Here is a 26,298-nt window from a genome sequence, read left to right as displayed (position 1 = left end):
GGATCACGTGACCCGCACCGCCGACCGCTCTCGGATGGCGTCTCGTCGCCCGGCCCGGCGCACCCTTGCCGCCTTCGTCGTCGCCGCGCTCCTCACCGCCGGCTGCACTCTGCCGGCGTTCGCGCCGCGCACCGAGGTGCAGGGCGAAGCCGCGCCGACCGGCAGCGCGCCCACCTGGCGGCCCTGCCCTGAGGTGCCCGACGAGCTGGTCGGGCGCGGCGCTCCGGACATGCGCTACGAGTGCGCCCGCATCGCGGTGCCACGCGACTGGGGCACCGGCGCCGGGGCGACCGCCGGCCCGGGTGCCGGGCAGACCTTCGAGATCGCCCTGCTGCGCGCCCGGTCCACCAAGCAGCGCGACCGGGTCGGCTCGTTGGTGGTCAACCCGGGCGGCCCGGGCGGGTCCGGCGTCGACACCGCCGTCTACCTGTCCTTCGGCACCCAGTTCGGCGGGCTGCCCACCTCGATCACCGACCGCTTCGACATCGTCGGCTTCGACCCGCGCGGGGTCTCCCGGTCCAGCCCGGTGAAGTGCATCTCCGACGCCGACCTGGACGCCAGCTTCGGCTTCGACCCGGACCCGTCCAGCCAGGCGGCGTTCGACGACTTCGTCGGTCTGAGTCAGCGGATCGGGCGCGGCTGCGGCGACCGGTACGGCGACCAGTTGCCGCTGTACGGCACCGAGCAGGCCGCCCGCGACATGGACGCGGTGCGCGCCGCGGTGGGCGACGACAAGCTCACCTACCTCGGTTACTCGTACGGCACCCTGCTCGGCGCCACGTACGCCCAGCTCTATCCGCAGCGGGTGCGGGCGTTGGTGCTCGACGGCGCGGTCGACCCGCAGCAGCGGCTGGTGGAGGGTTCGGAGAGCCAGGCCCGCGGCTTCGAACGGGCCTTCACCAACTTCAGCCGCTGGTGCACGGCGAACGCCGGCCGCTGCCCGGTCGCGCCGGACGCGCGGGCCGCGGTGACCTCGGCCATCGACAAGGCCAAGGTCTCTCCGGTACGCGGGAGCGACGGCCGGGAGGCCACCGCCGGTTGGGTGTTCTACGCGGTCATCTCGTCGCTCTACACCGAGTCCGGCTGGCAGGAGCTGGCCCAGGCGATCGACCGGCTGGGCGAGGGCGACCCGAAGGACGTGTTCCGGCTCGCCGACTCGTACGCCGGCCGGGAGGACGACGGCCACTACTCGAACCTGTTCGACGCCAACCTGGCCATCAACTGCGCCGACGAGACGGAGAAGCCGAGCCGGGAGCAGATCCGGCAGTTGCAGTCGGAGTGGCGTGGGAAATATCCGCTGTTCGGGCCGGCTCTGGCGGTAGGCATGCTGAGTTGCGTCGAGTGGCCGGGCGGGCGTGACCCGTACCCGACCGGCACGGCGAACGGCGCACCCCCGATCGTGGTGGTCGGCACCACCGGCGACCCGGCGACGCCGTACGAGCAGACCCCGCGCCTGGCCTCGATGCTGGGCGTCGGCCGCGTGCTCACCTGGGAGGGTGAGGGGCACACCGCCTACCCGCAGACCTCCTGCATCACCAACGCCGTCGACGCGTACCTGCTCGACCTGACCGTCCCCCGGGAGGGGCTGCGCTGCCCGGCGAAGTGACCGGTATGCCAAGCTCACCGGCATGACCGAGATGATCTTCCGGGAGGCGGGCCGGGCTGATCTGCCCGCCGTCATCGCCTTGCTCGCCGACGACGTCCTGGGCAAGGCCCGCGACTTCACCGCTGTCGACGAGGCCTACGAGAAGGCGTTCGCCGACATCACCGCGGACCCGCGCAACCAGCTCATCGTGGCCGAACAGCACGGTGAACTGGTCGGCTGCCTGCAGATCACCTACATCCCCGGGCTCGGCCGGCACGGCAGCGAGCGGTCGCTGATCGAGTCGGTCCGGATCCGCTCCGACCGTCGCGGCCAGGGGCTGGGTCGCGGCCTGATGGCGTGGGCGATCGACCAGGCCCGGCAGCGGGGCTGCGCCCTGGTGCAGCTCACCACCGACAAGACCCGCGCGGACGCGCACCGCTTCTACCTGGGCCTGGGCTTCGTGGCCAGCCACGAGGGCATGAAGCTCGCGCTCTGACCACCGTCACGCCCGCCCGGCGGGGGCAGCGGGCGTCGCCCCGACCGGGTTACGGTCGTTGCCATGAGCAGGCCGACGATGCCTGGCGCCGCACCGTCGCGCCCGCCACGGCGACTGACTGGCTCAGCGCTCTTGGCGGTCGGCGTCCTGTTGGTCGTCGTGTCGTTCTGGTTGCCCGCTTGGCGCAGCGTCTACCCGGGACGGACCGATGTCACCCCGGGCACCGAGGTGATCGGCTGGGCGCTGCCGTTCGCGGTGATCGCCACCGTTTTCGCGGTGCTGTCGCTGGCCAACGTCGGTCCGGCCCGCTGGGTGTGGCGGCAGGCCAGCCTGGGCATGCTCGTCTCCAACGTGCTCGCCTGCGGCAGCCTCACGGGGGTGTTCTGGTATTTCGAAGCCAACGACCCCTACGTCGAGGATGAACTCCTCGGCACCGGGCCGGGCGTCGGCACTCTGCTGGCCCTGCTGGGCTGTCTGCTGATTCCGCTCGCCGGCGCCCTCCCCGACGACAAGAAGCTGAGCACCGCCGCCGAACCCGACCATTAACCCGCACAACCAACCCGCACAACCACATATAGCGCGGCATCCGCGCCGATACCCTGCAGCTCAGGCATGGGCCGATTGAGGACGGCCTCGTCCAACCGCTGTGCCGACGCCGCTCACCGGCCCGCCGCCCATCAGCCACCGCCGGCCATCCGTGATCGCAACGACCGTCGAAACGCCCAATCGCACGACGCGCCACACGGTCGCACCTCGGGCGCCGGGCGTCGCACCTCGGGCGCCGGGCGTCGCACCTCGGGCGCCGGGCGTCGCACCTCGGGCGCCGGGCGTCGCACCTCGAGTACCTGTAGAGCTGCCCCGGATGTGGGGCAGCGAATCGCGCCTACGGCAGCGCCCACCGGCGATTCGCCACCCGCCCACCGAGCGGCCCATATCTGGGGCAGCTCTACAGGAAGCGAACACCCCTACAGCCGCCCCTGACCAAGCCCGCAGCCGACGGCCCACGGCCCACGGCCCGGGAGCGACGGCGGACTGAGGGCGCAGCGGTCAGCCGTCGACCAAACCGCCGTCGCGCAGGACGAGCACCCGGTCGGCCAGGTCGATCAGGGCCGGGTCGTGCGTGGCGACCAGCGCCGTCATGCCACGGGCGTGCACTACCGCGCGCAAGAGGTCCATGATGGACCGGCCCGTCTCCGAGTCGAGCTGACCGGTGGGTTCGTCGGCGATGAGCAGGTCCGGCTCGTTGGCCAACGCGCGGGCCACCGCGACCCGCTGCTGCTGCCCGCCGGACAGTTCGTACGGGCGTTGCGCCGCGTGTCCGCCCAGACCGACCAGCTCCAGCAGCACCGCGACGCGCTCCTCCCGCTCGGCGGCCGGCACCTGCGCGAGTCGCAACGGCACGCCCACGTTCTCGGCGGCGGAGAGGATCGGCACCAGCCCGAAGGTCTGGAAGACGAACCCGACGGTGCCTCGACGCAGTCGCAGCAGCTCCGCCTCACCGGCCGCCGTGACGTCGTGCCCGGCCACCACCACCTGACCACTGTCCGGCCGGTCCAGCCCGCCGACCATGTTCAGCAGGGTGGTCTTGCCGGCGCCGGACCGGCCCCGGACGGCGACCAGCTCGCCGCGGTTGGCCGTGAACGAGACGTCCCGCACCGCGTGCACGGCGCGTTCGCCCCGGCCGAAGGTCCGGCTCACCCCACTGACCCGGACCACCTCGCCGGGGTGCTCCGAGGGCACACCACCGAAGCCGCCCGCGCCGGTCATCACCACGTCCCGACCGCTCATGCCCGTGCCCCCCGCTCCTCCGAAGCCCGGTCACCGGGCCGTACCTGCACATGGTCCGGCTCCAGGTCGAGCCGAACCCGTTCCTTCAGCGAGAGCGCGTCGACGAACGCAGCCGGTAGCTGCATCCGGCCGTTGCGGTCCAGCACCGCGTACTCCTCGCTGACCAGCTCGGTGTTGCCGTCCGCGCCGATCCGGGCGGTCCGGCGTACCTCGGAGGCCGTCCGACCGTCGCGGATCGCGACAGTCCGGCGGACCTGCGTGGCCACGGCGTGGTCGTGGGTGACGACCACGATGGTCACGCCCAGCTCGGCGTTGATGGTGCGCAGCGCCCCGAAGACGTCCGCGCCGGTCGCCTCGTCCAACTCGCCGGTCGGCTCGTCGGCGAAGAGCACCTCCGGGTCGTTGGCCACTGCCACCGCCACCGCGACCCGCTGCTGTTCGCCGCCGCTGAGCTGCCCCGGCCGCCGGTCGGCGCAGTAGCCCACGCCGACCATGTCGAGCAGTTCGGCAGCCCGCTGCCGGCGGGCCTTCCGGCCCAGCTTGCCGGCCAACTCCATCGGCAGCTCGACGTTCTCCCGCGCGTTGAGGTACGGCAACAGGTTCCGACCGGTCTGCTGCCAGACGAACCCGACCAGCTCCCGCCGGTAGCTCAGCCGACGCTTGGCGGACAGCGAGAGCAGGTCGTAGTCGGCCACCCGGGCGATGCCGGCGGTCGGTGTGTCCAGACCGGAGAGGATGTTCAGCAGGGTCGACTTGCCCGAGCCGGACGCACCGACGATCGCCACCAGCTCACCCCGGTCGATGACCAGGTCGAGCCCCTGTAGGGCGACCACCTCCACCCCCTCGGTCTTGAAGATGCGCACCAGGCCGTCGCAGACGATGTGGCCACGCAGTCGGTCCTGCCCGCCGGCCCGCTCGGCGGCGCGAAGCGCTGCCCGTTGTTGCAGGGCGGCCAGGTCCGGCACCAGTGGAGTCTGGGCGGTAGCTGTCATCTCAGCTCTCCTCTCCGAGCCGAAGCACCTCTCCGAGGCGCAACCGGCGGTTGTTCAGGGCCTCGACGGCGACCGCGAAGCCGAGGGCGACCGCCCCGAGCGCGAGCACCGCGGCGACCAGGCTGGGCTCGAAGGCCACCTGCACCGGCACACCACTGGTGAACGCGGACAGGCCGAGCACCGGGTTGAGCAACAGGGGCAGCACCGCGCCGACCAGCGCACCGGTCAGCACCGACACCGCTACCAGCGGGGCCAACTCGACCAGCAGCAGCCCTCGCCACTGTCGGCGGGACAGGCCGAGGGTCCGCAGCCGGGACAGCACCTGGCCCCGGGCGCGCGCTCCGGCGAGCACCGTGAACGCGATGGCGAGCAGCCCGAGCACACTGCCGCCGACGGCACCGGCCACGAAGCCGAACGCCAGCACGCCGTTCGCCCCGCCGTCACCGAGATCCCGGCGGACGTCCGCCCTGGTGTTCACGGTGACCCCGATCAGCCGGTCCCGACCGCTGAAGGCACCGTTGCGCTGATAGCGCTCCTGCCCCTGGTCGCCAGCCCGGCGCAGCGCCTCCGCGTCGAGCGAGTCGCCGGCGATCAGCAGGCTGGACGGCGCGGGTGTGGTGATCCGCTCCGGAAGTGCCTGCCAGGGCAGGATCACGAAACGGTCGGCGTTGTCCGAGACCAGCGGAAAATCGTCCTCGGTGCCGGCCACCCGGAACTCGTACCGTTGCCCCTGCACCGAGATGAAGGCGGAATCGCCCAGCCCGGCCTTGGCCAGGTCGGCGGCGACCGCCGGTGAGACGATCGCGGGCAGTGGCCCCGGGCCGGGTCGGGCGGTGCGCACCGCGTCCGGCACCGGCAGGTCCACCTGGGATTCGCGGGCCACAGTGTCCAGTCCCGAACCGTCGACCAGCAGCACGTCCGTCTGGGCGAGCCGCGCGTCGGTGCCGACCTCGTCGGACGCCAGCCGCTCGTCCTCCTGGTAGACGACCCGGGTGACGGCCCGCACCCCGGGCAGGCGACCCAGCTCGTCGATCGTGTCGGGGGCGAAGCGCTCGCCGCGGATCACCGCGTCGGCCGGCACGATCCGCTCGGCGGCCCGGTCCCGACTCGCGTCGACTCCGGCGGCGACGACCGCGCAGAACGCGGCCGTGCCGATCGCCAGCACCACGACGACCAGCGGAGCGGCGACCGCCGCGCGACCGGCCCGCGCCGTGCCGAGGAAGGCGACGCTGCCCCTGGTCCGCGCGGCAAGCCGGCTGACCAGCAACAACGGCCAGGGGTACGCCCGCAGCGCGAGCACCGCGGCGGCGATCGCGAGCAGCACCGGCACCGACACCAGCAGCGGGTCCACCTCACCCAGGGTGAGGCCACGCCGGCGCAGCAGCACCGCGCCGAGTCCGGCGAGCAGCAGCAGGGAAACCTCGACGGTGAGCCGACGGGCCGACGGGCGTACCCGGATCAGGTCCCGTCGGGACGCCCCGCCGGCCGGTACGGCCAACGTCGCCAGCGGCAGTGCGAGCGTGACGAGCACTGTCGCCCCGATGATGTACGGCGCGGTCGGGTCCGGGGCACCGGGGACCAGGCTGCCCAGCCACCAGCCGAGCGCGGCGGCGATGGGCACCACCAGCACCGATTCGGCGAGGCTGCGGCGGGCGCCGGCGGTGGCCGCGCCACCACGGGCACGCAGCAGCACGAACTCGGAGCGGCGCCGGCGGATGGCGAGGCTGGCGGCGAGCACGATGAGTCCCGCCAGGGTGGCCAGTACGCCGGCCGCGATCACCGCGAGCAGGGTCCGGGCGGCGTCGATCTGGGCGGCGAACGCGCGCAACGGAACGTCGATGCCCTGGGTCAACGTGAGGTCCGCCGGCTTCTCGCGCTGCATCTGCTGCAAACCGTCGATCATCTGGTCCAGGTTCTGTGCGTCGATCTGGTCGACGCCCGGTCGGTACCGCCAGTTCGACTGGACCGGCCAGCCCTCGGCGGCGCGTTTGTTGAGGGTCGACTGCGCGACCACGCCGACGATGGTGAACGGCTGGCCGTCCCCGACCGGTTCGATGATCTGGAGCAGCTGCGGCAGACCGTCCCAGATGCCGTTCGCGCGATCGACCGGGCGGAACAGCCCGGACACCGCCAGCGGGGTGCCGTTGAGGAATCTGCCCTTGTCGTCGGTGTTGCCGATGCTCAGTTGGCTGCCGGACCGCAGGTTGAGCTTGCGGGCCACGTCGACGTCGAGCGCCACCTCGATGGGCCGGTCCGGCACGTACGTCTCGCTCGGCCACGCCCCGTCGACGAGTGTGCTGGCGTTCTGGATGTCGGGCAGGGTCCGTAGGCCCAGGTCGACCATCAGGTTGCGGGCCTTGAGGTCCGGTCCGACGATCCGGGCCGGCGTGATGTCCGCGCTGTACCACCGCTCGGACACCGTCGAACGCACCTGCGACGGCATCGTCGCGGCCAGGGCGTCGAACCGTTCCCGGGCCTTGCCCATGACCGTCGCCGTGGGGGGAGCGTCGACCACCCCGGTGCTGTACGACAGGTCCCGGCGGGCAGCCGGTTCGCTGACCAGCTGCGCCCGCAGCCCCTGTTCGGCAAGACGGTTGACCAGTCGGGGCACCCCGCTGATCAGCAGCGTGACCACCAGGGTCAGCACCGCCAGGAGCAGGAACTGCCCGCCGTACGTCCGGACCCGCCGGACGGCCGCGCCGACGCTCATCGTTCTCCCCCGATTCGCAGCTGCACCGCCGCCACCCGCTGACGGATGCCGGTGGCGATGAACGCGCTGAAGGCGAGCGCCGCCAGCAGCAGACCGACCGCGGTCAGACCGATCGGAACCCAGGGCAACACGAACGTCGCCGGGGGAATCGGTCGGCCGGCGGCCGGGGTGAGGATGACCAGTGGGGCCATGGTCGCGCCGACCCCGGCACCGAGGAGCAACCCGACTCCCACGCCGATTCCGGCGAGGAAGGTCTGTTCGGCCAGCAGCGCCCGGGCCATCAGCCGGGGCGTCGCGCCGAGGGTGTGCAGCACCGCGAACTCGCCGAGCCGCCGACGGGCGGTGGCCCACACGTCCACCATCAGGCCGACGAGGGCGAGCAGCACCGCGCCGAGCGCGGCGGCGAGCATGCCGGTACGCGAGCCCTGCCAGTACGGGTCGTCGGCGGCCGCCTCCATGACCGCCTCCCGGTTGAGCACCGTGACGCCCGGCAGTTCGCTGGCCGCCCGGGCGGCGGCCGTCGGGTCGGTGGCCCCGATCCACCACTCCGGCACCTGTCGCACCGTCCCGTCGGTACGGATCAGCGTGTCGACCGCCGCGGGCAGGTCCAGCAGAACACCGGCCGCGGTGGTGGTCGGCACGGCGCTCAGCTCACCGATCAGGCGCACCGGCAACGTCGCCCCGGAGAGCGTGAGGTCGACGGTGTCGCCGACGCGCAGGCTCAGCGCCTCGCGTACCTGGGGGGTCATCAGCACCGGTACGGCCGCCTTCGGGGCCGGCACGACCACGAACCGGGTCGATTCCTGGTCCATGCGCCCCCACTCCGGCTGCCGTTCCACCGGACGGGCGGCCACGAATCCGCTGCCGCTCACCGTCACCGGAAGGCGCGGTCCACGGGCCCAGGTCGCCGCCCACTCACCGGTGAGCTCGGCAGGACGAGCCGTACCGGCCGCGTCGACCACCTTCAGGTCGGTCAGCTGCAACCCGTACGAGTCGCCGGCCACCCGCCCGCCGTCGGCTTCGAACCCGGCGACCCGGAGCCGTGCTCCCCCGACGTCGGGTAGCTGGACCGTGAAGCGGGTGGCCCGCCCGTCGCTGGGGGCGGCGACCGCCGGCAGCCGGAAGGCGAGGCCCTCCGTGCTGGTGACCAGCAGCGCCACCGCGATCTGGTGCGGTTCGTACGCGTTACCCACCGGCGTACGGACGGTGCCGGTGATCGTGCGGGTGCCTTCGGGTAGCTCGACGCCCCCGGCTGCTGCCCGCGCGTCGACCATCCGCTGGTACTGCTCCGAGACCGGCCCGTCGGCGAGGCGGTCGGCGAGGCGGACTGTCCCGGGCGCGCTCGCCGGGTCGACACCGATCACTGTCGCCGGCAGGTTCTGCCGGCCGACCCGCACCTCGTCCCGCCAGGCCGGCAGCACCCGGTCCACGCTCGGCAGCGCGGCGAGCTGCGCGGCCCTGTTCGGCGGGGCGACACCGGCCCGTTCGGTGATCCGGACGTCGGCGCCGACCGTGTATCCGGCCTGCTCGACCTGGGACCGCTCGCCGGTGCTGATCAGTGACCAGGCCAGGGTGCTGCCACCCACGGCGAGGGCGAGCAGCAGGACCGGGCCGGCGTGCGGACGCCGACCGGCCTGCCACATGCCGAACATGGTGGCCGTCCAGGGACGTCGGTCGACGAAACGCTCCGCGAACCGGGTGAGTGGCGGGAGCACCCGCAGCGCCAGCACGGCACCGGCCAGTACGCCGAGCGTCGGGGCGGCGACCAGCAGCGGGTCGAGCCCGAGCTGGCCGCCAGATCCGGCCAGCGGCGAGGCGTACCGGCGGAGCTGCACCCAGGCGAGGACGGCGAGCGCCACGAGCACCAGGTCGACGCTGGCGCGTTGGACGCTCGCCGACCGGTTCGGTCGGGACCGGGACGCCATGTCGGCCACGTACGTGCCGGCGCCCCGCAGCGTCGGGAGGACCATGACGACGAGGCAGCCGGCCGCGGTGGCCGCCGCTGCCGCCCAGAGGAGTGTGGTGTTGCCGCCGGCGGTGTAGAGGGACGCTGACCCGCCGGGTCGGATGTACCGCAGCGCCTCACCGGCGATCAGCGGACCGAGGACGGCGGCCGGGGCGACCACCAGGGTCGCCTCCCGGGCCGCCAGGCCGGCCAGCTGCCGGCGGGCGGCGCCACGGGCGCGCAGGAGCGCGGTCTGCGGGCGGCGGTCCTCGTTCAGCAGCGCGGCTACCAGCACCAGCGCGTACCCACCGAGCACCAGGATCAGCAGCAACGGGGTGGCCAGCGAGGAACGACCCACCAGGTCGGCGCGGCCGATCCGGTCCAGCAGCGTCTCCATCTTCGTCGCCACCTGCGCGGAGCTGCCGAGCTGAGCTGCCTCGGGCACCGCGGTCGTCGCCTCGGTGAGGGCCTTCCGCACGGCAGGGAGGTCGGCGGTGTCGACGGCACCGAGGTCCGGTTGGGCCAGCCAGGACGCCGACACCGAGCCCGGGAACGTGGTGACGAAGTCAGCCGGGTCGAGCGTGAACGGCCCGTACGAGGTGCCGGAACCGGCGCTGCCCGCTCCGACTCCGGGGGCCAGCAGCCAGTACGTGTCGGTCGGGTCGCGGGGCCGCCAGGTGCCGGCGAGCACCATTTCACCGCGTCGTTCGGTGGCCCGGTCGCGCACCGGGATGCGTTCGCCGACGGTGAGGCCGAGCGTCCCGGCGACCCGCTCCGGCAGGCTCACCTCGACGGGGTTCGCGCCGGGGCGGGGCCAGGCGCCGGCGGTCAACTCCGCGTGGGCGGCGAGGTCCTCGAGCGTGGCCAGGTTCGCGAAGACCGGCTCGTCGTCCGGGCGGGGAACCTGCCCGAGGTCGCCGGTCAGCTCCCGGCCGGTGCCGTACCTGCCGGCGGCGACGGTGACCGGGGCACCGGCGAGCCCGTCGGCGAACTCCGCGCGGACCGCCCTGTCCCGGTTGGCGAACTCCGCCGCGTCACGTCCACCGGACCCACTGACCAGCAGCCCGCGCTCCTCGGCCGGCGAGGCGGCGACGAGGGCCCGCTGCCCGGCGTCCACCGCCCGCCGGTTGTAGTCAGACAGCCCGGTGACCAACGCGACGGCGACGAGGGCGGCGATCACCGCGGCAACCAGCAGCCCTCGCGCCTCGCGGGCCCGCCTCCACACCAGCTTCATCCGACGCCTCCCCTGGCCCTGGCGGGCCGACGACCATCAAGACAGGCCACCCACCGGGAAAGGTTCGCGCCCGTTACTTGATCGTTATTACGGGAGGGTCGGGCGGCTACCTGCCGCTTCGAACGGTGCGGATGCCGAACACCACAGAGCCGATCACCAGCACGACGCCGATGCCCTGCAGGCCTGGGGAGTCGTCGGCCCCCCCGAGCACGACGGCGGCGATGCCGAGCGCCACCCCGACAAGCGCGACGGCGGTCATTGCGTACCTCATGGGGTTTCCTCCTCCACCCATTCGAGCAGGTCTCCGGGCTGGCATTCGAGCACCCGACACATCGCCTCCAGGGTGCTGAAGCGGACCGCCTTGGCGCGGCCGTTCTTGAGCACCGCCACGTTGGCCGGCGTGAGCCCGACGCGCTCGGCGAACTCTCCGACGCTCATCTTGCGCTTGGCCAACTCGACGTCGATGCGGACGACGATGGGCATCAGATCACCGCTTCCATGTCGGTCCGCAGGGTGGTGGCCTGCCGCAGCAGCGCACGCATCACCACCATGAGGAGCCCCAGCACGGTGACGCCCACCGTCAGGAGGAACAGGAGGAGGGGCAATCCCGGGTCGTCCGCGTTGAAGCCGACCCAGAGGAAGACCCCCACGAGCACCACCCAGGCGGCGGCGATCGCCCAGACGATGGCGTCCACCCACTTGAGGGACGCCTCGGTGAAGATGCGGTCGTTCTTGACCAGGCTGAGCAACTGCCACGTCGCGACGATGACCACCTGGACGCACAACACCCAGAACACCGTCACGGCGGTCGCCGGCCAGCGCAGGTGTGCGTCCTCCGGCGACTGTTCGGCCATGTACGCGAACTGACCGGGCAGCGAGAGGGTCTGGAACACGACCAGGACCCCGAACAGCACCACGAGAAAGACTCTGAGAGCGGCTACCGCTCGATGCTCTGTAACCATGCATCGAGTTTCGCTCGTTACCTATCGAAAGTCAATCGGTTCGTTCGCCGACGCTCCCTGACGCGACGACGTCATCCGCCGGCGACGGTTTCGCTTTCTGCGGGTAGAACGTCTCGTGCCGGGCCAGCATGGCAACGAACTCCACGATCTTCCGCTCGCGGGTCTCCACCCGCTTCACCGCGTTGAGGCGGTGGATGAGGGCGAACCGGTTGGCCTTGGTGAGCACGTCGAGCATCGCCTGCGCGGCGGGCTCGGCGGCGATGGCGGCGAGGAGGTCGGCCGGCACCTCCGCCTCCGACGGCGGGGCGTAGGCCGCCTCCCACCGACCGTCCGCCTTCGCCGCCTCCACGGCGGCACGCCCCGCCGGTGTCATCCGCCCCTGCTCCTCCAGCCGGGCCACGTTCGCCACGTTGCGTTGCGACCAGGAGCTGCGCGGCCGGCGCGGGGTGAACCGGATCCACGAGGACCCCTCGTCCCGCTTGCGGGCCTGCCCGTCGATCCAGCCGAAGCACAGGCCCTCGTCGACCGCCTGCTGCCAGGTCAACGACGTGACCGTGCCGCCCTTCTTGGTCAGGGCCAACCAGACCCCGGGCGACGAGGTGTGGTTGGCCGACAACCAGGTGCGCAACCCGTCGGCATCCGCCACGACCAACTCAGCCAGCTCGGCGCTCGTCATGCCGGCAGGCTATCCCCCGGGTCCGACAGCCGGCGGCCACCGTGCGACGCGACCAACGCGTCCGCCACCGCGTCGGCGTCGGCGTCGGCCACGTCCGACGGGTACTCCGGCAGCAGGTCGTCCCAGGCGACCAGCCACGACCCGAACAACTGGGCCTGCCCCTCCGGCCGGGCGAAGAACCAGATGTGCAGGTGCGCGCCGCCGTCACCGAAGCGGTAGACGTGGGCCCGCGAGATGTGCGGCAGCGCCTGCACGTGCCGAGCGATGCGGGTGCTCAACAACCCCAGCTCGGCGGCCAGTTCGTCGGGCAGATCCTCCATGTCGTGGTGCTCGAGCGGCATCAGCATGAGCACCAGCGGGACGCCGACGCCCTTGATCCGGATCAGCCGCCAGCGCTCGTTGAACCAGATCCCCTCGTTCCGGTTGCGGCAGGCATCGCAGTCCGACGGGTCTTCGCCGTGCCGGGCCGGTTCCGGCAGCACCGGCGGCCGCAACGGCGACACCCGAAGCCCGTCCGCCTCGAACGGGCTGATGTCCCAACCCGTCATCCGTGCCAACGGAAGCCGCTGCTCGCCGTCGGCGGCAGCGAGCGCGTGGTCGTAGAACTCGTCCGGTCGCAAGGCCATGCGGCAGACAGTAGTACGGGATGATCCACATTGGCGGGCCCGAAGGACACATCCAGGCCGGCCACCACGGCGACGGGAGGAGGCTGCGCGTGACCGTCGACCCGATCGGGCGCAAATGCAGGGACCTGGTCTTCTCCGACAGCACCGATCGTTGGATCGGACGGCTGCTCCTGCTGTTCCTGGTGGTGGCCCTGCCGAGGGAGATGTCCGGGCCGAGCCTGGCCGGGTTGCCGTTCGACGTCGGAGCGGCGGCCTTCTTCGCGATCCTGGGCTGGCTCTGTTTCCGGATGGGTTTCCGCGTGCGGCTGATGGCCCGGCGCGATCACTTCGAGGTGGTCAACCCGCTGAGCGACGAGCGCATCGCCTACCGCGACGTGGCGTCGATCGACCGCGATCTGCTCTCGGTCCGCATCACAGTGGCCTCCGGGGAGCGCGTCCGTGTGTGGGGTCTGTCCGACTCGCTGCTGGGCACCCGAGGATCGAGAGGTCAGCACCTGGTCGACCGCCTCGGCGCGATCGCCGACGAGCGGCAGACCGCCGACGGCCCGCCTCGCTCGCGCAGCCGTCTCCCCGACTGGTGGGTGGCGCTCGCCCTGTTCGCGCTCTTCTCGGGGGCGATCGTCTACCGCCTGATGACGCAGTGACCCGGCGTACCGCACCCTGTTCGTGGCGGCGGCCGGTCACGGGCGGGCCGACGCCCTCGGGTTTCGACCCGGGTCGTTGATCTGCCGCCGGAAGGCGAGGTACCCGCTCAGGTTCACCAGCAGCATCACCACCCCGATCACCGAGGCCAGGAGCCCCACATCGAGGCTCGGTAGTGCCACGAACGTCAGTGCGGCGAGCACGATGGAGAAGATGTTGAGGAAGGTGAAACCCAGCACCAGCTCGTTGAGCAGGCGGGAACGACGGTCCTGGAGTCGACCGACCAACTGCTGGTGCAGCGTTCGCACGAAGTCGAGCCGCTCGTCCAACGTGGTGAGGACGAGCCGGAACTTCCACTGCTGCTCCAGCGCGTTCCAGACGGTGCCGCCGGCCGCGTCGAGATGCGCCTCCACCGACGAATAGCCGAGCCGGAACAGACGGATGCGGTGGTAGCCGCGCAGGATGCGCTTGGCCTGGTCTTCGAGAGCACTCATCGACAGGTCCGCCCGCCCCGGGTCGATCTGGGACAGCTCGGCCGAGAGCACCGCGTCGTAGCGCAGGGCCGCAGCCCAGCAGACGTGGTGCACACCGGTCAACCGCGCCAACAGCAGGGCCGGGCGCGACCCGAAGTCGTTGACCACGGCGGTGGTGTGCGAGCCGACCCGCAGCACGCCACCCCGGGCTCCGTCGGGCGTGCAGTCCACACCGTCCGGGGTGAACTCCTCGGCGATGGCGCGCCGCCGCGCCGGATCGCAGTCCGGGTCCACCCGGACGGCGAAGGTGGTGTTGGCCCAGAGCACGAACACCTCGTCCGCACCGGCCGGCGCGGGCAGGATGGCGCGCAGGAGCCGGGTCACCGCGGGCACCATCCGCTGCACCGGCGGGGCGACCTCGTCGACCACGTCCCCGGTGCCACTGACGATGCCGTCCGGCAGCTGGTACGTGACGCACAGGAGACCGCAGTCGACGTTCCAGAGGCTCACCCGCGCGGCGAGCACCTGCCACGCACCAGAGGCCGTCGTGGGCAGCAGAGACGCGTCGATCTCCTCCTCGGCGACCCGCAGGATCTCGTGGCCGCCGCTGATCTCCATGGTTGGCCGTGGCATGCTGCCGAGCAGTTCGTCGAGGAGCCGTTGACCGTAGGGCTGCAACGCCAGGTCGTCGAGGCCGTCAGTGACGTTCCACCCGACCGGCACGTCACGTTCGGATCCGGTCTCCGTGGACAGCTGACACGGGAAGTAGGCGACCACACGTACCGACGTGACGTCCTTGAGCATCAGCGACCTCTCCCCGACCGACCCCCGCAGGGTATCGAGGAAGTCAACAACGTCGATCACCGCGAGCGCCACATCGACACGGCCCCGGGCCAACCAGCGCAACCAGCGCGGTCCGCCCCACCAGCGCTGCGCGGCGGCGGCGCGACGACTCGGCATGCACCGTGGCGGCGTCTCACGGGCGGGCCTTCCAGCCCTGCAGCGCGCGACGCGACGGCGCGCGGCTCGGCAGCGCGCGACCCAGCAGCGCGCGACCCGACGTCCAGGTCTGGTAGCGGCTGGCCTCCGAGTGGCGGGAAACCGAGGCGCACGCGAAGGCCACGGCCACGACGTGATTGGCGGCCAGCCCGTGCCGAGCAACCCTCACCAGTTGGCTACGTTCGCCGGTGGTAGTGGTTGCGGCGCGGGAGCTGGTTCGGATCGAGCCAGGCCGGTGGCACGAACTCGGGTCGCCCGTCGTCGCCGAGCCGGATCACCCAATCGCTGTGGTGAACGTGTCGGTGGTGGTGGCCGCAGAGCAGGACGGCGTTGTCGAGGCTGGTGAGGCCGCCGTCGGCCCAGTGGCGGATGTGGTGAGCGGCGCACCAGCGTGGCGGCCGGTCGCAGCCCGGGAACGCGCAGCCGCCGTCACGCAGCACCAGCGCCCGCCGCAGGGTGCCGGTGAAGAGCCGGCGTTGTCGACCCACGTCGAGGACCTGGCCGGCGCCGCCGAGGACGGCGGGCAGGATGGCCGCGTCGCAGGCGAGCCGGCGCACCGTGTCAGGGGTGAGGTGGAGGCCGATGTCGAGCGCCCCGGCACAGAGTTGCTGGGTGAGGGTGTCGTAGTCGGTGGTGACGACGATCTGGGCGGCCTCGCCGCCGCTGTCGGGCAGCTCGCCGGTGCGGAGGGCGAGTCGGCAGACGTCGGTGAGGGCGTCGTGGCGGCGTTGCCCCGGGCTGCGGGTGTCGTCCGGGCCGGTGGGTGCGCTGAGTGGGTCGATGGCGGCGCGCAGCAGACCGGCGGCCTCCGCGTCGAGGATGCCGGTGAGCCGCAGGCGGCCGTCGGTTTGCGTGGAGAGGGTGAGGTGTCGGTCGCGGGTGGCGCGGGCGTCGTCGGCGGCCAGGGCTGCTGCTGCGGCGGCGTCGGCGAGGTCGGGGGCGACGTGGTCGAGGATCCGGGTGCCCATGCGACGTAGCAGGGTCGGGTCGAACTGCCCGGCCCACTCGACCAGCACGCCAACCGCTTTGTCGGCCACCTCGACGCCCGCCGACGCCGTCACCGTGGCTGCCGTGTCGGCGATGACCCGCGCCTGCTCCGCACTGACCATCCCGCCCGCCAACGCCTCCCGCACCGCAGGTGGGGCGACGTCGACCGAGGCCGCGAGCCCGACCAGCCGACGCGCGGCGGCGACGTCGAGCCGCAGGCGATGACGCAGCCACACCGTCGTCGAGGACGCGCCCTGCGCGACTGCGGTGCCCCGCCCGTCCAACTCCCGGACGACCGCCAACTGCACCGCCGCCAGCCGCTGCTGCAAGCGATGGGTGGCGTCGAGCGCCGCGATCAGCTCACGCTCGGAGAGGGCCCAGGCAGCGGCGTCGGCGCAGCTCGCCACCGCACTGTCCGCCCGCGTCAACTCATCGATCACAAGCAAATCTTAGAACAGGTGTACGACAAAAATCGGCCGCGCGAAAAGCAGAAACCGAAGCGACGGCCCACCGAAAGCAACCACCGCCAAGATCTGCACAACATCAGCGATGTTGCTGCCTCCCAGGCGTCGGAGGCAGCAACATGCGGGAAGTTGCACGAATCTTGGGCGCGGCATCGGGTCGAGGCGGACGCACAGCAGGGCCGGCGGGCGAGCTGTGCACGCGTCGCCTAACGAGTGATCAGCCAGCACCGCCGCAGCAGGACGAGCCACCCCTGGAAGACCTTGTCAATCTTCCGCCAGCTCCGGGCGGTACTCCCGGATCCAGGCCACCACGTCCGACTTCCGCCAGACCTTGCCCTGCACCAGATCGGCCACCGGGTCCGGGAAGTTCCGGTGGCTGGTGATCACGTAGACCCGCTGCTTGCTGATGCCACCGAGCATCACGCGAATCTCCGCAGCACCTACCAGCTCCATATGGCGGACCGTAGACAGTTGACCTGACTCCTTGACCCGGGGCAACTTACCGGTCACCGTAAAGGGCATGTCGAAGTCGAACGGAAACAGCGCCGATCGCGCGCCCTTGAGCGACCTGCACCCCGTGCATCAGCATCTGCCGCGTCGGCCGTCATGGCTGTGCCGCGTATGCGCGGCGACCTGGCCGTGCGCGTGCGCGCGGATGTTGCTGCGGGTGGAGTACGGGACCGACCGGGTGGCGTTGTCGATCTACACGGCCAGCCAACTGTTCGATGCGACGGCCGACCTGCTCGCGCTCAACCCCGAGCCCGCGCCCGACCCACGGGAGCTGTTCGACAGGTTTCTGGCGTGGACCGCCCAGCCGCGCCCGTGACGGCGTGCACGGCCCAGCAGCGCCCGTGACAGCGTGCACGGCCCAGCCGCGCTCGTGAACGCGGAAGGTCGGTCAGGGACCGTCAGGCGTGCGCTTGGCGCGACTGGGCTGCACCCGCTTGGGTTCGCCGGGCATCTTCGGGTGGTCCGGGGGGTACGGCAGGTCGCCCTGGCCGGCGGCGGCGTCGCGTTCGGCCCATTCGAGCAGCGGGGTGATGTCCCACGGGGAGTCGTCGATGCCCGCGTGCGGGTCGCCGCGCTCGGCGAGCCGGGCCGGGACGCTGCGCAGGTCGAAGTCGTCCGGGTCGACGGTGGGCAGTTCGTCCCAGGTGACCGGGGTGGAGACGGTGGCCCGCGCGTTGGCCCGCAACGAGTATGTGCAGGCGATCGTGCGGTCCCGGGCCATCTGGTTGAAGTCGACGAAGACCCGGCGGCCGCGTTCCTCCTTCCACCAGGCGGTGGTGACCAGGTCGGGGTGGCGGCGTTCCAGCTCCCGGGCGAGCGCGATGGTGGCCCGACGCACCTCGGTGAACGTCCAGCGGGGTTGGATGCGCAGGTAGACGTGCACCCCCCGACCGCCGGAGGTCTTCGGCCAACCGGGGACGCCCAGCTCGTCGAGGAGCGCCCGGAGCTCACCGGCGGCCCGGGCCGCGTCGGCGAAGTCGGTGCCGGGCTGCGGGTCGAGGTCGATGCGCAGCTCGTCGGGTCGGTCGGCGTCGGTGGCGCGCACCGGCCAGGGGTGGAAGACGATGGTGCCCATCTGCGCCGCCCAGGCCACGTGCGCCAGGTCGGCCGGGCACAGCTCGGCCGCGTTCCGACCGCTCGGGAAGGTGATCTCGGCGGTGGTGACCCAGGGCGGCACCCCCCGGGTGGGCACCCGCTTCTGGAAGAACGCCTCACCACCGATGCCCTCGGGGAAGCGTTGCAGCGTGGTGGGCCGGTCCCGCAGGGCGCGCATGATGCCGTCGCCGACCGCGAGGTAGTAGTGGAAGACGTCCGCCTTGGTGAACCCCCGCTCGGGGAAGATCACCCGGTCCGGACTGCTCAGCCGTACGCTGTGCCCGGCCACCTCGACCTCGGTGACCGCCGCCTTGGTGCCCGCCATCTCGCGACCATATGCCACGCCCCCGACGTTCGACGTACCGTTGACAGGTGAGTCTTGACGACAACGACCTGCCGAAGACCGAGGACGAGTGGCGCGTCCGCCTGACCCCCGAGGAGTTCCACGTCCTGCGGGAGGCCGGCACCGAACGACCCTGGACGGGCGAGTACGTGGACACGAAGACCCAGGGGGTCTACCACTGTCGCGCCTGCGGTCTGGAGCTGTTCTCCAGCGACACCAAGTTCGACTCGCACTGCGGGTGGCCGAGCTTCGACGACGCCATCCCGGGCCGGGTCAAGGAAATCGAGGACCGCAGCCTCGGCATGGCGCGTACGGAGATCCGGTGCGCCCGCTGCGACAGTCACCTCGGGCACGTCTTCCACGGTGAGGGCTTCACCCCGAAGGACACCCGGCACTGCGTCAACTCCATCTCGGTCCGCCTCGAACCCCGCTGAGCACGAGCGAGCACCACGGAGCCGAGCGAGCACCACGGAGCCGAGCGAGCACCACGGAGCCGGAGAGCCACTCAGGGCGTACCCCCGAGTAGGTCGACCTCGGCGGTCCGGGACTGCTCGATCCGCCGGGCCAGGTCGCGGACCCGCTCGTTGCGGCCGACGCCGATCTGCGCCCGGGCCAGGTCGGCGGCCGACCGCTGGTGGTCGCCGAGTACCTCGCGCAGCACCCGGTCGACGTCCGGGGCTGGCGCGTTTCGCAGCCGGTCGAGCGCCGCGTCGTCGCCGTGCCCCTCGTGATGGTGCGCGGCGGCGCTGGCGCCCGGCCCGGTGGTGGGCAACCAGCCCCGCATGGCGACCAGTTCGTCGGCCTCGGTGGCCTCGATGGCGGCGGCCAGGGTGCGCAGCGCGTCGTCGCGCACCCGGTCCCGGGACATCCGCACGATCTGCAGGGTGCGTTCGCTGTGCCCGACCATCGTGCTGAGGAACACCACGTCGATGCCGCTCAGCTCACCCAGGGAGGCCGAACCCACGGAGCCCGAACCCACGGCGGCCGAACCCACGGCGGCCGAACCGGCGACCGTGGAGCCGGCCGGGGGCGCCGGCGCCGGTTGCGGCCCGCCCGGGTCGGGTGACCCGGCGCAGGCGCTGGTGAGCAGCAGGGCCGCGAGCACTGACACCAGAGGGGTACGGGGCATGCCGGTGCTCCGTTCACGCGGGGGGCGGCGACGGGTGCGACCCGAGGGCCGCACCCGCACGGTCAGACCTGTTGCCAGAGCGCCGGTACGTTCGGCGGCTCCCAGCCGGGAATGGCGGTGTGCGCCTGCCGGCAGCGGTAGGTGGCTCCGCCGTAGGTGACCTGGTCGCCGACCTGGTACGCCCGGCCACTCGCCCAGGTGCCGCCCTGCGCGGGCGGAGTCGTCGGCGTGGGGGTCGGGGTGGGTCGTGGGGTGGCCGTCGGGGTCGGCGTGGGGGTCGGGTTCGAGCCGCCACCGCCGATCTGCACGTCGATGCAGGAGTAGAAGGCGTTCGCCGTGTCGGAGATGTTCCACACCGCGAGGATCTTCTGCCGACCGGAGAAGCCACCGAGGTTGACGGTGTGCGAGACGGTGGCGCCCGGCTGCTGGCCGTTGCCGTTCACCACGCCGACGCGGGTGTTGCCGATCCAGTACTCCCAGTTGGCGGTGGCGTGCCGGGCGGTGTTCACCCAGGTGAAGGTCAGCGAGCTGCCGACCGAGGTGGCCGGCCAGCCCCGACTGTCGTCGTTGAGGACGGCGAAGCCGGAGATTCCGGCGTTGCAGCTGCGCAGGCCCTTGGGGCCTTCGACGCTCTGCGGCTCGTACTTGATCTGCCCGCAGTCGGGGACCCGACCCTGCGCGCAGAGCGCCTGCCGGCTCGGCGGGGCGGAGACGTAGCCGTGGGCCTGCGCGGGGGCGGCGACGGTGAGGGTGGCGGCGACGGCACCTGCCGCCACCAGCGGGACGGTGATTCTTCGACGCATGGGGCAGCTCCTTCTCCGGGGTCCGGTGGGTGCCCTCAAGGTAATTTAAACATTGTTAACAGTAAAGACTCCCATCGATAAATGCATCGATGGCGGCAGTTTTCTCTGTCAGAGGCGGAGCAGGCTGCCCCGATCGTCGACCTGGTCGGCAGTCTCGTCGTCCAGCCAGACGCCACCGGTGGCGAGATAGCGGAACCGGTACTCCCCCGGCGGCAACTTCACGGTCACCGTCCGGGTGCCGTCGCGGCGGGCCACCAGCTCGTGCCGGCCGGGCTCCCAGCCGTTGAAGCAGCCGACGACGCTCACCGGCCCGGGCGGGGCATTCCGAGGCAGGCAGAAGGTCACCCGGGTCTGGTTGCCGAAGAGTTTGTTGCGCTTGATCACGTGATCCTCCGGGGGTCGCGGCGGTTCACCCGGCACAACGGACAACACGCCGAGACCGACACGCCGCCCATCGACCTGAACATCGACAATTCGCCACCCATCGCACCGACTGAGGAGCAACCTGTAGGCACGTGTCCTGATATGGGGGTTTTCTCGTGGCAACCTGCGAGGTCTGCGGCAACGACTACTGGATGGCGTTCGAGGTGCGCACCGTCAGCGGCGACGTGCACACCTTCGACTCGTTCGAATGCGCGATCCACCGGATGGCACCGATCTGCGAGCACTGCCAGATCAAGATCGTCGGACACGGCGTCGAGGTCAACGGCCGCTTCTTCTGCTGCGGCCACTGCGCCCGCGCCGTCGAGGGCGAGGTCGGCGCCGAGATCCGCGACGCCGTCGGGGCACGCCCGGCCTGACCGCGCCAACCAGTCCCGGCCGCCCTCCTGCGGTACGGTCGTCGCCATGCGGCCACTGCTGGGCGTCCTCCCCCCGCCGCGCTCCTGAACGGAGCGCCGCGCTCTCGCCGACCGGGTGACTGACCCCGTCGGCCGTCCCGCCGTACGCGCTCCGTCGACGTCGTCCCCGTCAACGGCTCACCCTCGGAGCGCCCTCGTGTCCCTTTCCCGAACCGCGCGCCCGGCCGCCCCGGCGCCGGTCGTCCACCAGGCCCGCACCGGCCTGATCCAGATCACCGTCACCGGCGTGCTGTGGGGCACCACCGGCGTGGCGGTGCAACTCCTGCGCGACAGCACCGGACTCAGCCCGGTGAGCATCGGCTTCCACCGCCTCGCCATCGCCGCGCTCGTCCTCCTGGCGTGCACCGCCGGTCGACTCCGCACGACCCTGGCCGCCCTGCGCGCGGCACCCGTACCGCTGCTGCTCACCGGCGTCGGCCTCGGCCTGTACCAGGCGCTCTACTTCGCCTCCGTGGCGTGGGCCGGCGTCAGCGTGGCCACCGTCGTCAGCCTGGGCGTGGCCCCGGTGCTCGCCGCCGCCTGGGAGTCGGCACGCGCGCGCCAGATGCCCGGCCCGGTGCGACTCGGCACGCTGGTCGCGGCCGTCACCGGTCTCGTCCTGATCACCACCGCCACGGCGGACCCCGGCGCGGCGACACCCGCACCGCTGCTCGGCCTGCTCGCGGCGGCGGGCTCCGGCCTCGGGTACGCGGTGACCACCCTGATCAGCCGGCACGCGTCGCAGCACACCACGCCGATGACGTTGACCACCATCTCCACGGTGGTCGGGGCGCTCACCCTGGCACCGTTCGCCCTGGTGTCCGGAATCGGCGTGCCGGTACGCCCCGACACCGTGGCGCTGCTGCTGCACCTCGGCGTGATCACCACAGCGGTGGCGTACGCGTTGTTCTACGCCGGGCTGCGCACCACAGCGGGGAGCGTGGCCGCCGTCCTGACCCTGCTCGAACCGCTCACCGCCGCGGTGCTGGCGGTGACACTGCTGCACGAGCCGCTGCCGCTTCCGGTGGTCGTCGGCGGCGTCCTGCTGCTCAGCGCCGTGGCCGCCACCTACCTGGCACCTCGGACGGGCACCGGATGACGCGGCCTAGGATCGTCGGGTGCCCTCGCAGACCACCGACATCCGGACGGCCACCTTCGCCGACCTGGACACCCGCACCTTCCACGACCTGCTCAAGCTGCGCATCGACGTGTTTGTGGTGGAGCAGAACTGCCCGTATCCGGAACTCGACGGTCGCGACGTCGAGCCGGGCACCCGGCATCTCTGGCTGACCGACGGCGGCGCGCCTCTGGCGTACCTGCGGATCCTGGCCGACCCGGACGGCACCGCCCGGATCGGTCGGGTGGTGGTGGCACCGGAGGCGCGCGGCGGCGGATACGCCGGCCGGCTGATGACCGCTGCCCTGGAGGCGGTGGGCGACCGGCCCAGCGTGCTGGAAGCCCAGTCGCACCTGGTCGGGTTCTACGGCCGGCACGGCTTCACGGTCAGCGGCCCGGAGTACGTCGAGGACGGCATCCCGCACACGCCGATGCGGCGTGGCGCGGGCACCGCGCCGACGACCTCAACCATTGACGCCTGACGATCGAGCTGGCATGGTGCCGGGTAGAGCCATCGCAGGAGCCAGCGAGTAGGCACGGGAGTGGGCAACTCCCGTCGGTCCGGGTGTCGTCGTCCGACCTCATCCCCCCGGGGGCTCCATGTCCACTTTCATCCGATCACGGCGCGTGTTCTTGTTGTTCGCCGTCGTGACGGCCGCCGTGCTCCTGTTGACCACAGCGCTGACCACGATCGTGGCTCAGCCCGCCTCCGCGCACGGCTCGGTCGTCGACCCGGCCTCGCGCAACTACAGCTGCTGGCAGCGCTGGGGTGGCGACTTCCAGAACCCTCGGATGGCCACCGAGGACCCGATGTGCTGGCAGGCCTGGCAGGCCGACCCGGCCGCCATGTGGAACTGGAACGGCCTGTTCCGGGAGGGCGTGGGCGGCAACCACCAAGCCGCCGTCCCCGACGGCCAACTGTGCAGCGGCGGTCGCACCCAGAGCCCCCGCTACAACTCGCTGGACACGGTCGGCGCCTGGAAGACCACAGCGGTGTCGAACAACTTCCGGCTCCGCTTCTTCGACCAGGCCAGTCACGGCGCCGACTACATCCGGGTGTACGTGACCAAGCAGGGCTTCAACGCGGCCACCCAACCGCTCGGCTGGGGCAACCTGGAGCTGGCCGGCCAGATCGGCAACACCCCGGCCTCGCAGTGGGACAAGGACACCGGCGGCGTCTCGATCCAGATCCCGGTCAGCGCGCCCGGACGCACCGGACGACACATCGTCTACACCGTCTGGCAGGCCAGCCACTTCGACCAGTCGTACTACCTGTGCAGCGACGTCGACTTCGGCGGGGGAACGAGCACTCCGCCGCCGACCACGCCGCCGCCGACCACCCCACCGCCCACGACTCCCCCGCCCACCACCCCGCCCCCGACGACGCCGCCGCCGGCCGGGGCGTGCACGGCTACCTACCAGGTCACCGGCCAGTGGTCCGGCGGCTTCCAGGGTGAGGTGAAGGTGACCGCTGGTGGTTCACCGATCCAGGGCTGGTCGGTGGGCTGGAACTACGGCAACGGCCAACAGGTCACGTCTTCCTGGAACGCCACCGTCAGCACCAGCGGCACGCAGGTCACGGCACGTAACGTCAACCACAACGGCAGTCTTGCCGCCGGAGCGAGCGCCACCTTCGGGTTCCTCGGCTCGTGGAACGGCAGCAACCCGGTTCCACTGGTCACCTGCACGACGACCAGTTGATCCCCGGCCGGCGCCGCACCCGGGCGGGGGTGCGGCGCCGGACGGCGGGACTCGGACGAGACGGTCGACTCAGACCAGGCAGTTGACGATCTCCGCCACCGAGCGGCGGCGGCCCGTGTAGAACGGGACCTCTTCACGGACGTGCCGGCGGGCGCCGGAGGCGCGCAGGTCCCGCATCAGGTCCACGATCCGGTGCAGCTCGTCGGCCTCGAAGGCGAGCATCCACTCGTAGTCGCCCAACGCGAACGAGGCCACCGTGTTGGCCCGTACGTCGGGGTAGCCCCGGGCCATCTTCCCATGCTCGGCGAGCATCTCGCGCCGCTCGGCGTCGGGCAGCAGGTACCACTCGTACGAGCGGACGAACGGGTACACGCAGATGTAGGGGCGGGCCTCCTCGCCGGCCAGGAACGCCGGGATGTGGCTCTTGTTGAACTCCGCCGGCCGGTGCAACGCCATCTGCGACCAGACCGGGGTCATCGCCCGACCCAGCGTGGTGCGACGGAACCGCAGGTACGCGTCCTGCAACGCGTCGCTGGACGCCGAGTGCCACCAGATCATCAGGTCCGCGTCGGCGCGCAGACCGGAGAGGTCGTACACGCCCCGGACCACCACGTCCTTGCCGGCCAGCTCGTCGAAGAGGGAGACGACCTCACCGGTGACGTTGTCCCGCAGCGACGGCAGCGGGGAGCTGGCCCGGAACACCGACCACATGGTGTAGCGGATGCTGTCGTTCAGCTCCCGCAACCGGGCCGCGTTGGTCTGCTCGGTCATCTCGCCGATCCTCCCAGTGCTGTGATGATCTCCTCGGCCGCGGTCTCGCCGGAGCGGACGCAGACCGGGATGCCGACGCCGTCGTAACCGGCGCCCGCGAGGGTCACTGTGGGGTGCGCGGCCCGCAACGCCGCGCGTGCGGCGCCGACCCGGCCGGCGTGCCCCGGGGCGTACTGGGGCAGCGCCCCGCCCCACCGCTGCACGTGCCCGTCGACCGGGGCGGGCAGCGGGGTGCCGAGCACCGCCGACAACTCCCGGTGCACGGTGGCCGCGAGGTCCGCGTCGGGGCGTTGCAGGTGCGCCTCCTCGCCGTACCGGCCGACCGACGCGCGCAGCAACGCCACACCGTCCGGCCGGCGCAGGTGCCCCCACTTAGTGGTGAAGAACGTGGCGGCCTTGGTCAGCAGACCCTCGGTGCTGGGCACCAGGAAGCCGGACAGCTCGGGCAGTCGGGGTTGCGGCACCGCCAGGGTCACCAACGCGACGCTCGCGTAGTCGAGTTTCCCGACGGCCGCGGCGGCCTCCGGGGCGGGGCCGGCGAGCAACCGCGCCGCCGGCCGGGCCGGCACCGCCAACACGACGGCGTCCACGTCCACGAACTCGGGGTCTCGCGTCGGGCCGACGGTGAGCCGCCAGCCGGAGCCGGTCGCTGTCACCTCGCGCACCGCCGCGTCGCGCCGGATCGTCGCGCTGCTGGCCGTCACCGCCGCCTCGACGAGGGTGCTCAGCCCACCGACCAGGGTGCCGAAGACGGGAGCGCCGGGTGCCCGTGGCGCAGCGGCCTGGGCGGCCCGGACCGCGCCGGTCAGGGTGTGCTCCACCCGGGCCGTGCGCGCCAGCGCCGGCATGGTGGTGACCAGGGACAGGTCGTCGGCGCGGCCCGCGTACACACCGCCGAGCATCGGGTCGACCAGCCGCTCGACCACCTCGTCGCCGAAGCGGGACCGGACCAGCGCACCCACCGACACGTCCGCGTCGGGCCCGATCAGCGGCCGGCCACCGTCGGTGTCGGCGTCCGCGAGCGGGCGGGCGACAGTCGTCACCCGATCCAGATCCCCGGGTACGCCCACCAGCGTGCCGCCCGGGATGGGGCGCAGCCCCCCGTCGACCACGAGCGCCGCCTGCCCCACGGTGGGGTGCACGATCTTCTCGGCCAGCCCGAGCCGGCGGATCAGGGCCACCGCCGCGCTCTCGGCGCCCGTAGGGTCGCGCATCAGGAACGACTCGGCGCCGAACTCCACCGGCTGGCCGGCCAACGCACCGGTGCGCAGCTTGCCGCCCAACGCGCCGGACTGCTCGTACACAGTGATCTCGGTGTCGGCCGGCGCGCCGTCGCGCAGGCGGACCGCGGCGGCCAGCCCGGCGATCCCGCCGCCGACCACCGCCACCCGCCAGGGCCGCCGCATCGCCTT

At 72.1% G+C, this 26,298-nt stretch carries 29 protein-coding genes; 10 read left to right on the top strand and 19 right to left on the bottom strand.

Features of this window, described 5'->3' with window-relative positions:
* The first annotated feature begins 34 nt into the window (after positions 1-34).
* The 3 genes from O7631_RS13425 to O7631_RS13415 all read left to right on the top strand — a co-directional run bounded on the left by O7631_RS13425 (position 35) and on the right by O7631_RS13415 (position 2,627).
* A complete protein-coding gene (locus tag O7631_RS13425) occupies positions 35-1,606 on the top strand; it encodes an alpha/beta hydrolase (RefSeq protein WP_278147929.1) in 1,572 nt (523 codons plus the stop codon).
* 22 nt (positions 1,607-1,628) lie between these two features.
* Positions 1,629-2,081 carry a GNAT family N-acetyltransferase gene (locus tag O7631_RS13420; RefSeq protein ID WP_278144514.1) on the top strand — a complete coding sequence of 151 codons (453 nt, stop codon included), beginning with the start codon at positions 1,629-1,631 and terminating at the stop codon, positions 2,079-2,081.
* Positions 2,082-2,144: 63 nt separating this feature from the next.
* Positions 2,145-2,627, top strand: coding sequence for a hypothetical protein (locus O7631_RS13415; protein ID WP_278144513.1), 483 nt, complete (start codon positions 2,145-2,147; stop codon positions 2,625-2,627).
* Between the two features lie 501 nt (positions 2,628-3,128).
* On the opposite strand, the gene O7631_RS13410 is transcribed toward O7631_RS13415, so the two are convergent.
* The 9 genes from O7631_RS13410 to O7631_RS13370 all read right to left on the bottom strand — a co-directional run bounded on the left by O7631_RS13410 (position 3,129) and on the right by O7631_RS13370 (position 13,014).
* Positions 3,129-3,848, bottom strand: coding sequence for an ABC transporter ATP-binding protein (locus O7631_RS13410; RefSeq protein WP_278147928.1), 720 nt, complete (start codon positions 3,846-3,848; stop codon positions 3,129-3,131).
* 17 nt (positions 3,849-3,865) lie between these two features.
* Positions 3,866-4,861 carry an ABC transporter ATP-binding protein gene (locus tag O7631_RS13405; RefSeq protein ID WP_278144512.1) on the bottom strand — a complete coding sequence of 332 codons (996 nt, stop codon included), beginning with the start codon at positions 4,859-4,861 and terminating at the stop codon, positions 3,866-3,868.
* Between the two features lies 1 nt (position 4,862).
* Positions 4,863-7,571, bottom strand: coding sequence for an ABC transporter permease (locus O7631_RS13400; RefSeq protein WP_278144511.1), 2,709 nt, complete (start codon positions 7,569-7,571; stop codon positions 4,863-4,865).
* The gene (locus tag O7631_RS13395) at positions 7,568-10,750 is read right to left on the bottom strand and encodes an ABC transporter permease (RefSeq protein WP_278144510.1); all 3,183 of its coding nucleotides are present in this window, start codon (positions 10,748-10,750) and stop codon (positions 7,568-7,570) included. Before O7631_RS13395 ends, O7631_RS13400 begins: the two co-directional genes overlap by 4 nt.
* Before the next feature lie 106 nt (positions 10,751-10,856).
* A complete protein-coding gene (locus O7631_RS13390) occupies positions 10,857-11,021 on the bottom strand; it encodes a hypothetical protein (RefSeq protein WP_278144509.1) in 165 nt (54 codons plus the stop codon).
* Positions 11,018-11,233, bottom strand: a complete 216-nt coding sequence (locus tag O7631_RS13385) for a helix-turn-helix transcriptional regulator (RefSeq protein ID WP_030488645.1) — start codon at positions 11,231-11,233, stop codon at positions 11,018-11,020. Before O7631_RS13385 ends, O7631_RS13390 begins: the two co-directional genes overlap by 4 nt.
* Entirely contained in the window at positions 11,233-11,667 is a 435-nt protein-coding gene (locus O7631_RS13380) for a DUF2975 domain-containing protein (RefSeq protein WP_278144508.1), read from the bottom strand. Before O7631_RS13380 ends, O7631_RS13385 begins: the two co-directional genes overlap by 1 nt.
* 76 nt (positions 11,668-11,743) lie before the next feature.
* Positions 11,744-12,388 carry a YdeI/OmpD-associated family protein gene (locus tag O7631_RS13375; RefSeq protein ID WP_278144507.1) on the bottom strand — a complete coding sequence of 215 codons (645 nt, stop codon included), beginning with the start codon at positions 12,386-12,388 and terminating at the stop codon, positions 11,744-11,746.
* A complete protein-coding gene (locus tag O7631_RS13370) occupies positions 12,385-13,014 on the bottom strand; it encodes a hypothetical protein (RefSeq protein WP_278144506.1) in 630 nt (209 codons plus the stop codon). Before O7631_RS13370 ends, O7631_RS13375 begins: the two co-directional genes overlap by 4 nt.
* An 89-nt stretch (positions 13,015-13,103) precedes the next feature.
* On the opposite strand from O7631_RS13370, the gene O7631_RS13365 reads away from it, so the two are divergent.
* Positions 13,104-13,658 carry a hypothetical protein gene (locus tag O7631_RS13365; protein ID WP_278144505.1) on the top strand — a complete coding sequence of 185 codons (555 nt, stop codon included), beginning with the start codon at positions 13,104-13,106 and terminating at the stop codon, positions 13,656-13,658.
* A 36-nt stretch (positions 13,659-13,694) separates the two neighbouring features.
* Here O7631_RS13365 and O7631_RS13360 read toward each other — a convergent pair whose 3' ends face one another.
* The 4 genes from O7631_RS13360 to O7631_RS13345 form a co-directional block, all read right to left on the bottom strand.
* On the bottom strand, positions 13,695-15,089 hold the full coding sequence (locus O7631_RS13360; protein ID WP_278144504.1) for a hypothetical protein: 1,395 nt from the start codon (positions 15,087-15,089) through the stop codon (positions 13,695-13,697).
* Between the two features lie 16 nt (positions 15,090-15,105).
* Positions 15,106-15,297: a hypothetical protein gene (locus tag O7631_RS13355; RefSeq protein ID WP_157742639.1), complete on the bottom strand. Its 192-nt coding sequence runs from the start codon at positions 15,295-15,297 to the stop codon at positions 15,106-15,108.
* Between the two features lie 7 nt (positions 15,298-15,304).
* Complete coding sequence (locus tag O7631_RS13350; RefSeq protein ID WP_278144503.1) at positions 15,305-16,555, bottom strand: HNH endonuclease signature motif containing protein; 1,251 nt, start codon at positions 16,553-16,555, stop codon at positions 15,305-15,307.
* Positions 16,556-16,843: 288 nt separating this feature from the next.
* A complete protein-coding gene (locus tag O7631_RS13345) occupies positions 16,844-17,032 on the bottom strand; it encodes a hypothetical protein (protein WP_088990833.1) in 189 nt (62 codons plus the stop codon).
* Between the two features lie 67 nt (positions 17,033-17,099).
* Between O7631_RS13345 and O7631_RS13340 the strand changes: the two genes are divergently transcribed.
* On the top strand, positions 17,100-17,405 hold the full coding sequence (locus O7631_RS13340; RefSeq protein ID WP_278144502.1) for a hypothetical protein: 306 nt from the start codon (positions 17,100-17,102) through the stop codon (positions 17,403-17,405).
* A 72-nt stretch (positions 17,406-17,477) separates the two neighbouring features.
* Here the strand turns inward: O7631_RS13340 and ligD are convergent, their stop codons facing one another.
* On the bottom strand, positions 17,478-18,509 hold the full coding sequence (ligD, locus tag O7631_RS13335; protein WP_278144501.1) for a non-homologous end-joining DNA ligase: 1,032 nt from the start codon (positions 18,507-18,509) through the stop codon (positions 17,478-17,480).
* Positions 18,510-18,556: 47 nt separating this feature from the next.
* On the opposite strand from ligD, the gene msrB reads away from it, so the two are divergent.
* On the top strand, positions 18,557-18,961 hold the full coding sequence (msrB, locus tag O7631_RS13330) for a peptide-methionine (R)-S-oxide reductase MsrB (protein ID WP_278144500.1): 405 nt from the start codon (positions 18,557-18,559) through the stop codon (positions 18,959-18,961).
* A gap of 71 nt (positions 18,962-19,032) precedes the next feature.
* On the opposite strand, the gene O7631_RS13325 is transcribed toward msrB, so the two are convergent.
* The 3 genes from O7631_RS13325 to O7631_RS13315 form a co-directional block, all read right to left on the bottom strand.
* On the bottom strand, positions 19,033-19,656 hold the full coding sequence (locus O7631_RS13325; RefSeq protein ID WP_278144499.1) for a DUF305 domain-containing protein: 624 nt from the start codon (positions 19,654-19,656) through the stop codon (positions 19,033-19,035).
* 62 nt (positions 19,657-19,718) lie between these two features.
* Positions 19,719-20,459 carry a lytic polysaccharide monooxygenase gene (locus tag O7631_RS13320; RefSeq protein WP_278144498.1) on the bottom strand — a complete coding sequence of 247 codons (741 nt, stop codon included), beginning with the start codon at positions 20,457-20,459 and terminating at the stop codon, positions 19,719-19,721.
* Between the two features lie 108 nt (positions 20,460-20,567).
* Entirely contained in the window at positions 20,568-20,843 is a 276-nt protein-coding gene (locus tag O7631_RS13315; RefSeq protein WP_278144497.1) for an isoamylase early set domain-containing protein, read from the bottom strand.
* 155 nt (positions 20,844-20,998) lie between these two features.
* Between O7631_RS13315 and O7631_RS13310 the strand changes: the two genes are divergently transcribed.
* From O7631_RS13310 to O7631_RS13295, 4 genes are all read left to right on the top strand, one after another.
* Positions 20,999-21,259, top strand: a complete 261-nt coding sequence (locus tag O7631_RS13310; protein ID WP_088990838.1) for a Prokaryotic metallothionein — start codon at positions 20,999-21,001, stop codon at positions 21,257-21,259.
* 196 nt (positions 21,260-21,455) lie between these two features.
* Positions 21,456-22,397, top strand: a complete 942-nt coding sequence (locus O7631_RS13305) for a DMT family transporter (RefSeq protein ID WP_278144496.1) — start codon at positions 21,456-21,458, stop codon at positions 22,395-22,397.
* A gap of 19 nt (positions 22,398-22,416) precedes the next feature.
* Positions 22,417-22,896 (top strand): GNAT family N-acetyltransferase, encoded by a 480-nt coding sequence (locus O7631_RS13300; RefSeq protein WP_278144495.1) that lies wholly within the window; start codon positions 22,417-22,419, stop codon positions 22,894-22,896.
* Between the two features lie 118 nt (positions 22,897-23,014).
* Positions 23,015-24,115, top strand: coding sequence for a lytic polysaccharide monooxygenase (locus O7631_RS13295; RefSeq protein ID WP_278144494.1), 1,101 nt, complete (start codon positions 23,015-23,017; stop codon positions 24,113-24,115).
* 69 nt (positions 24,116-24,184) lie between these two features.
* Here the strand turns inward: O7631_RS13295 and hemQ are convergent, their stop codons facing one another.
* Positions 24,185-24,886, bottom strand: coding sequence for a hydrogen peroxide-dependent heme synthase (gene hemQ / locus O7631_RS13290; protein ID WP_278144493.1), 702 nt, complete (start codon positions 24,884-24,886; stop codon positions 24,185-24,187).
* Entirely contained in the window at positions 24,883-26,292 is a 1,410-nt protein-coding gene (gene hemG / locus O7631_RS13285; RefSeq protein WP_278144492.1) for a protoporphyrinogen oxidase, read from the bottom strand. The genes hemQ and hemG overlap by 4 nt, the downstream gene beginning before the upstream one ends.
* Positions 26,293-26,298: the final 6 nt, after the last annotated feature.

Origin of the sequence: Micromonospora sp. WMMD967 (assembly GCF_029626165.1) — a bacterium.
Taxonomy (GTDB): domain Bacteria; phylum Actinomycetota; class Actinomycetes; order Mycobacteriales; family Micromonosporaceae; genus Micromonospora; species Micromonospora taraxaci.
The sequence above is the reverse complement of the archived record's forward strand: the minus strand, read 5'-3'. Positions and strand labels throughout refer to the sequence as shown.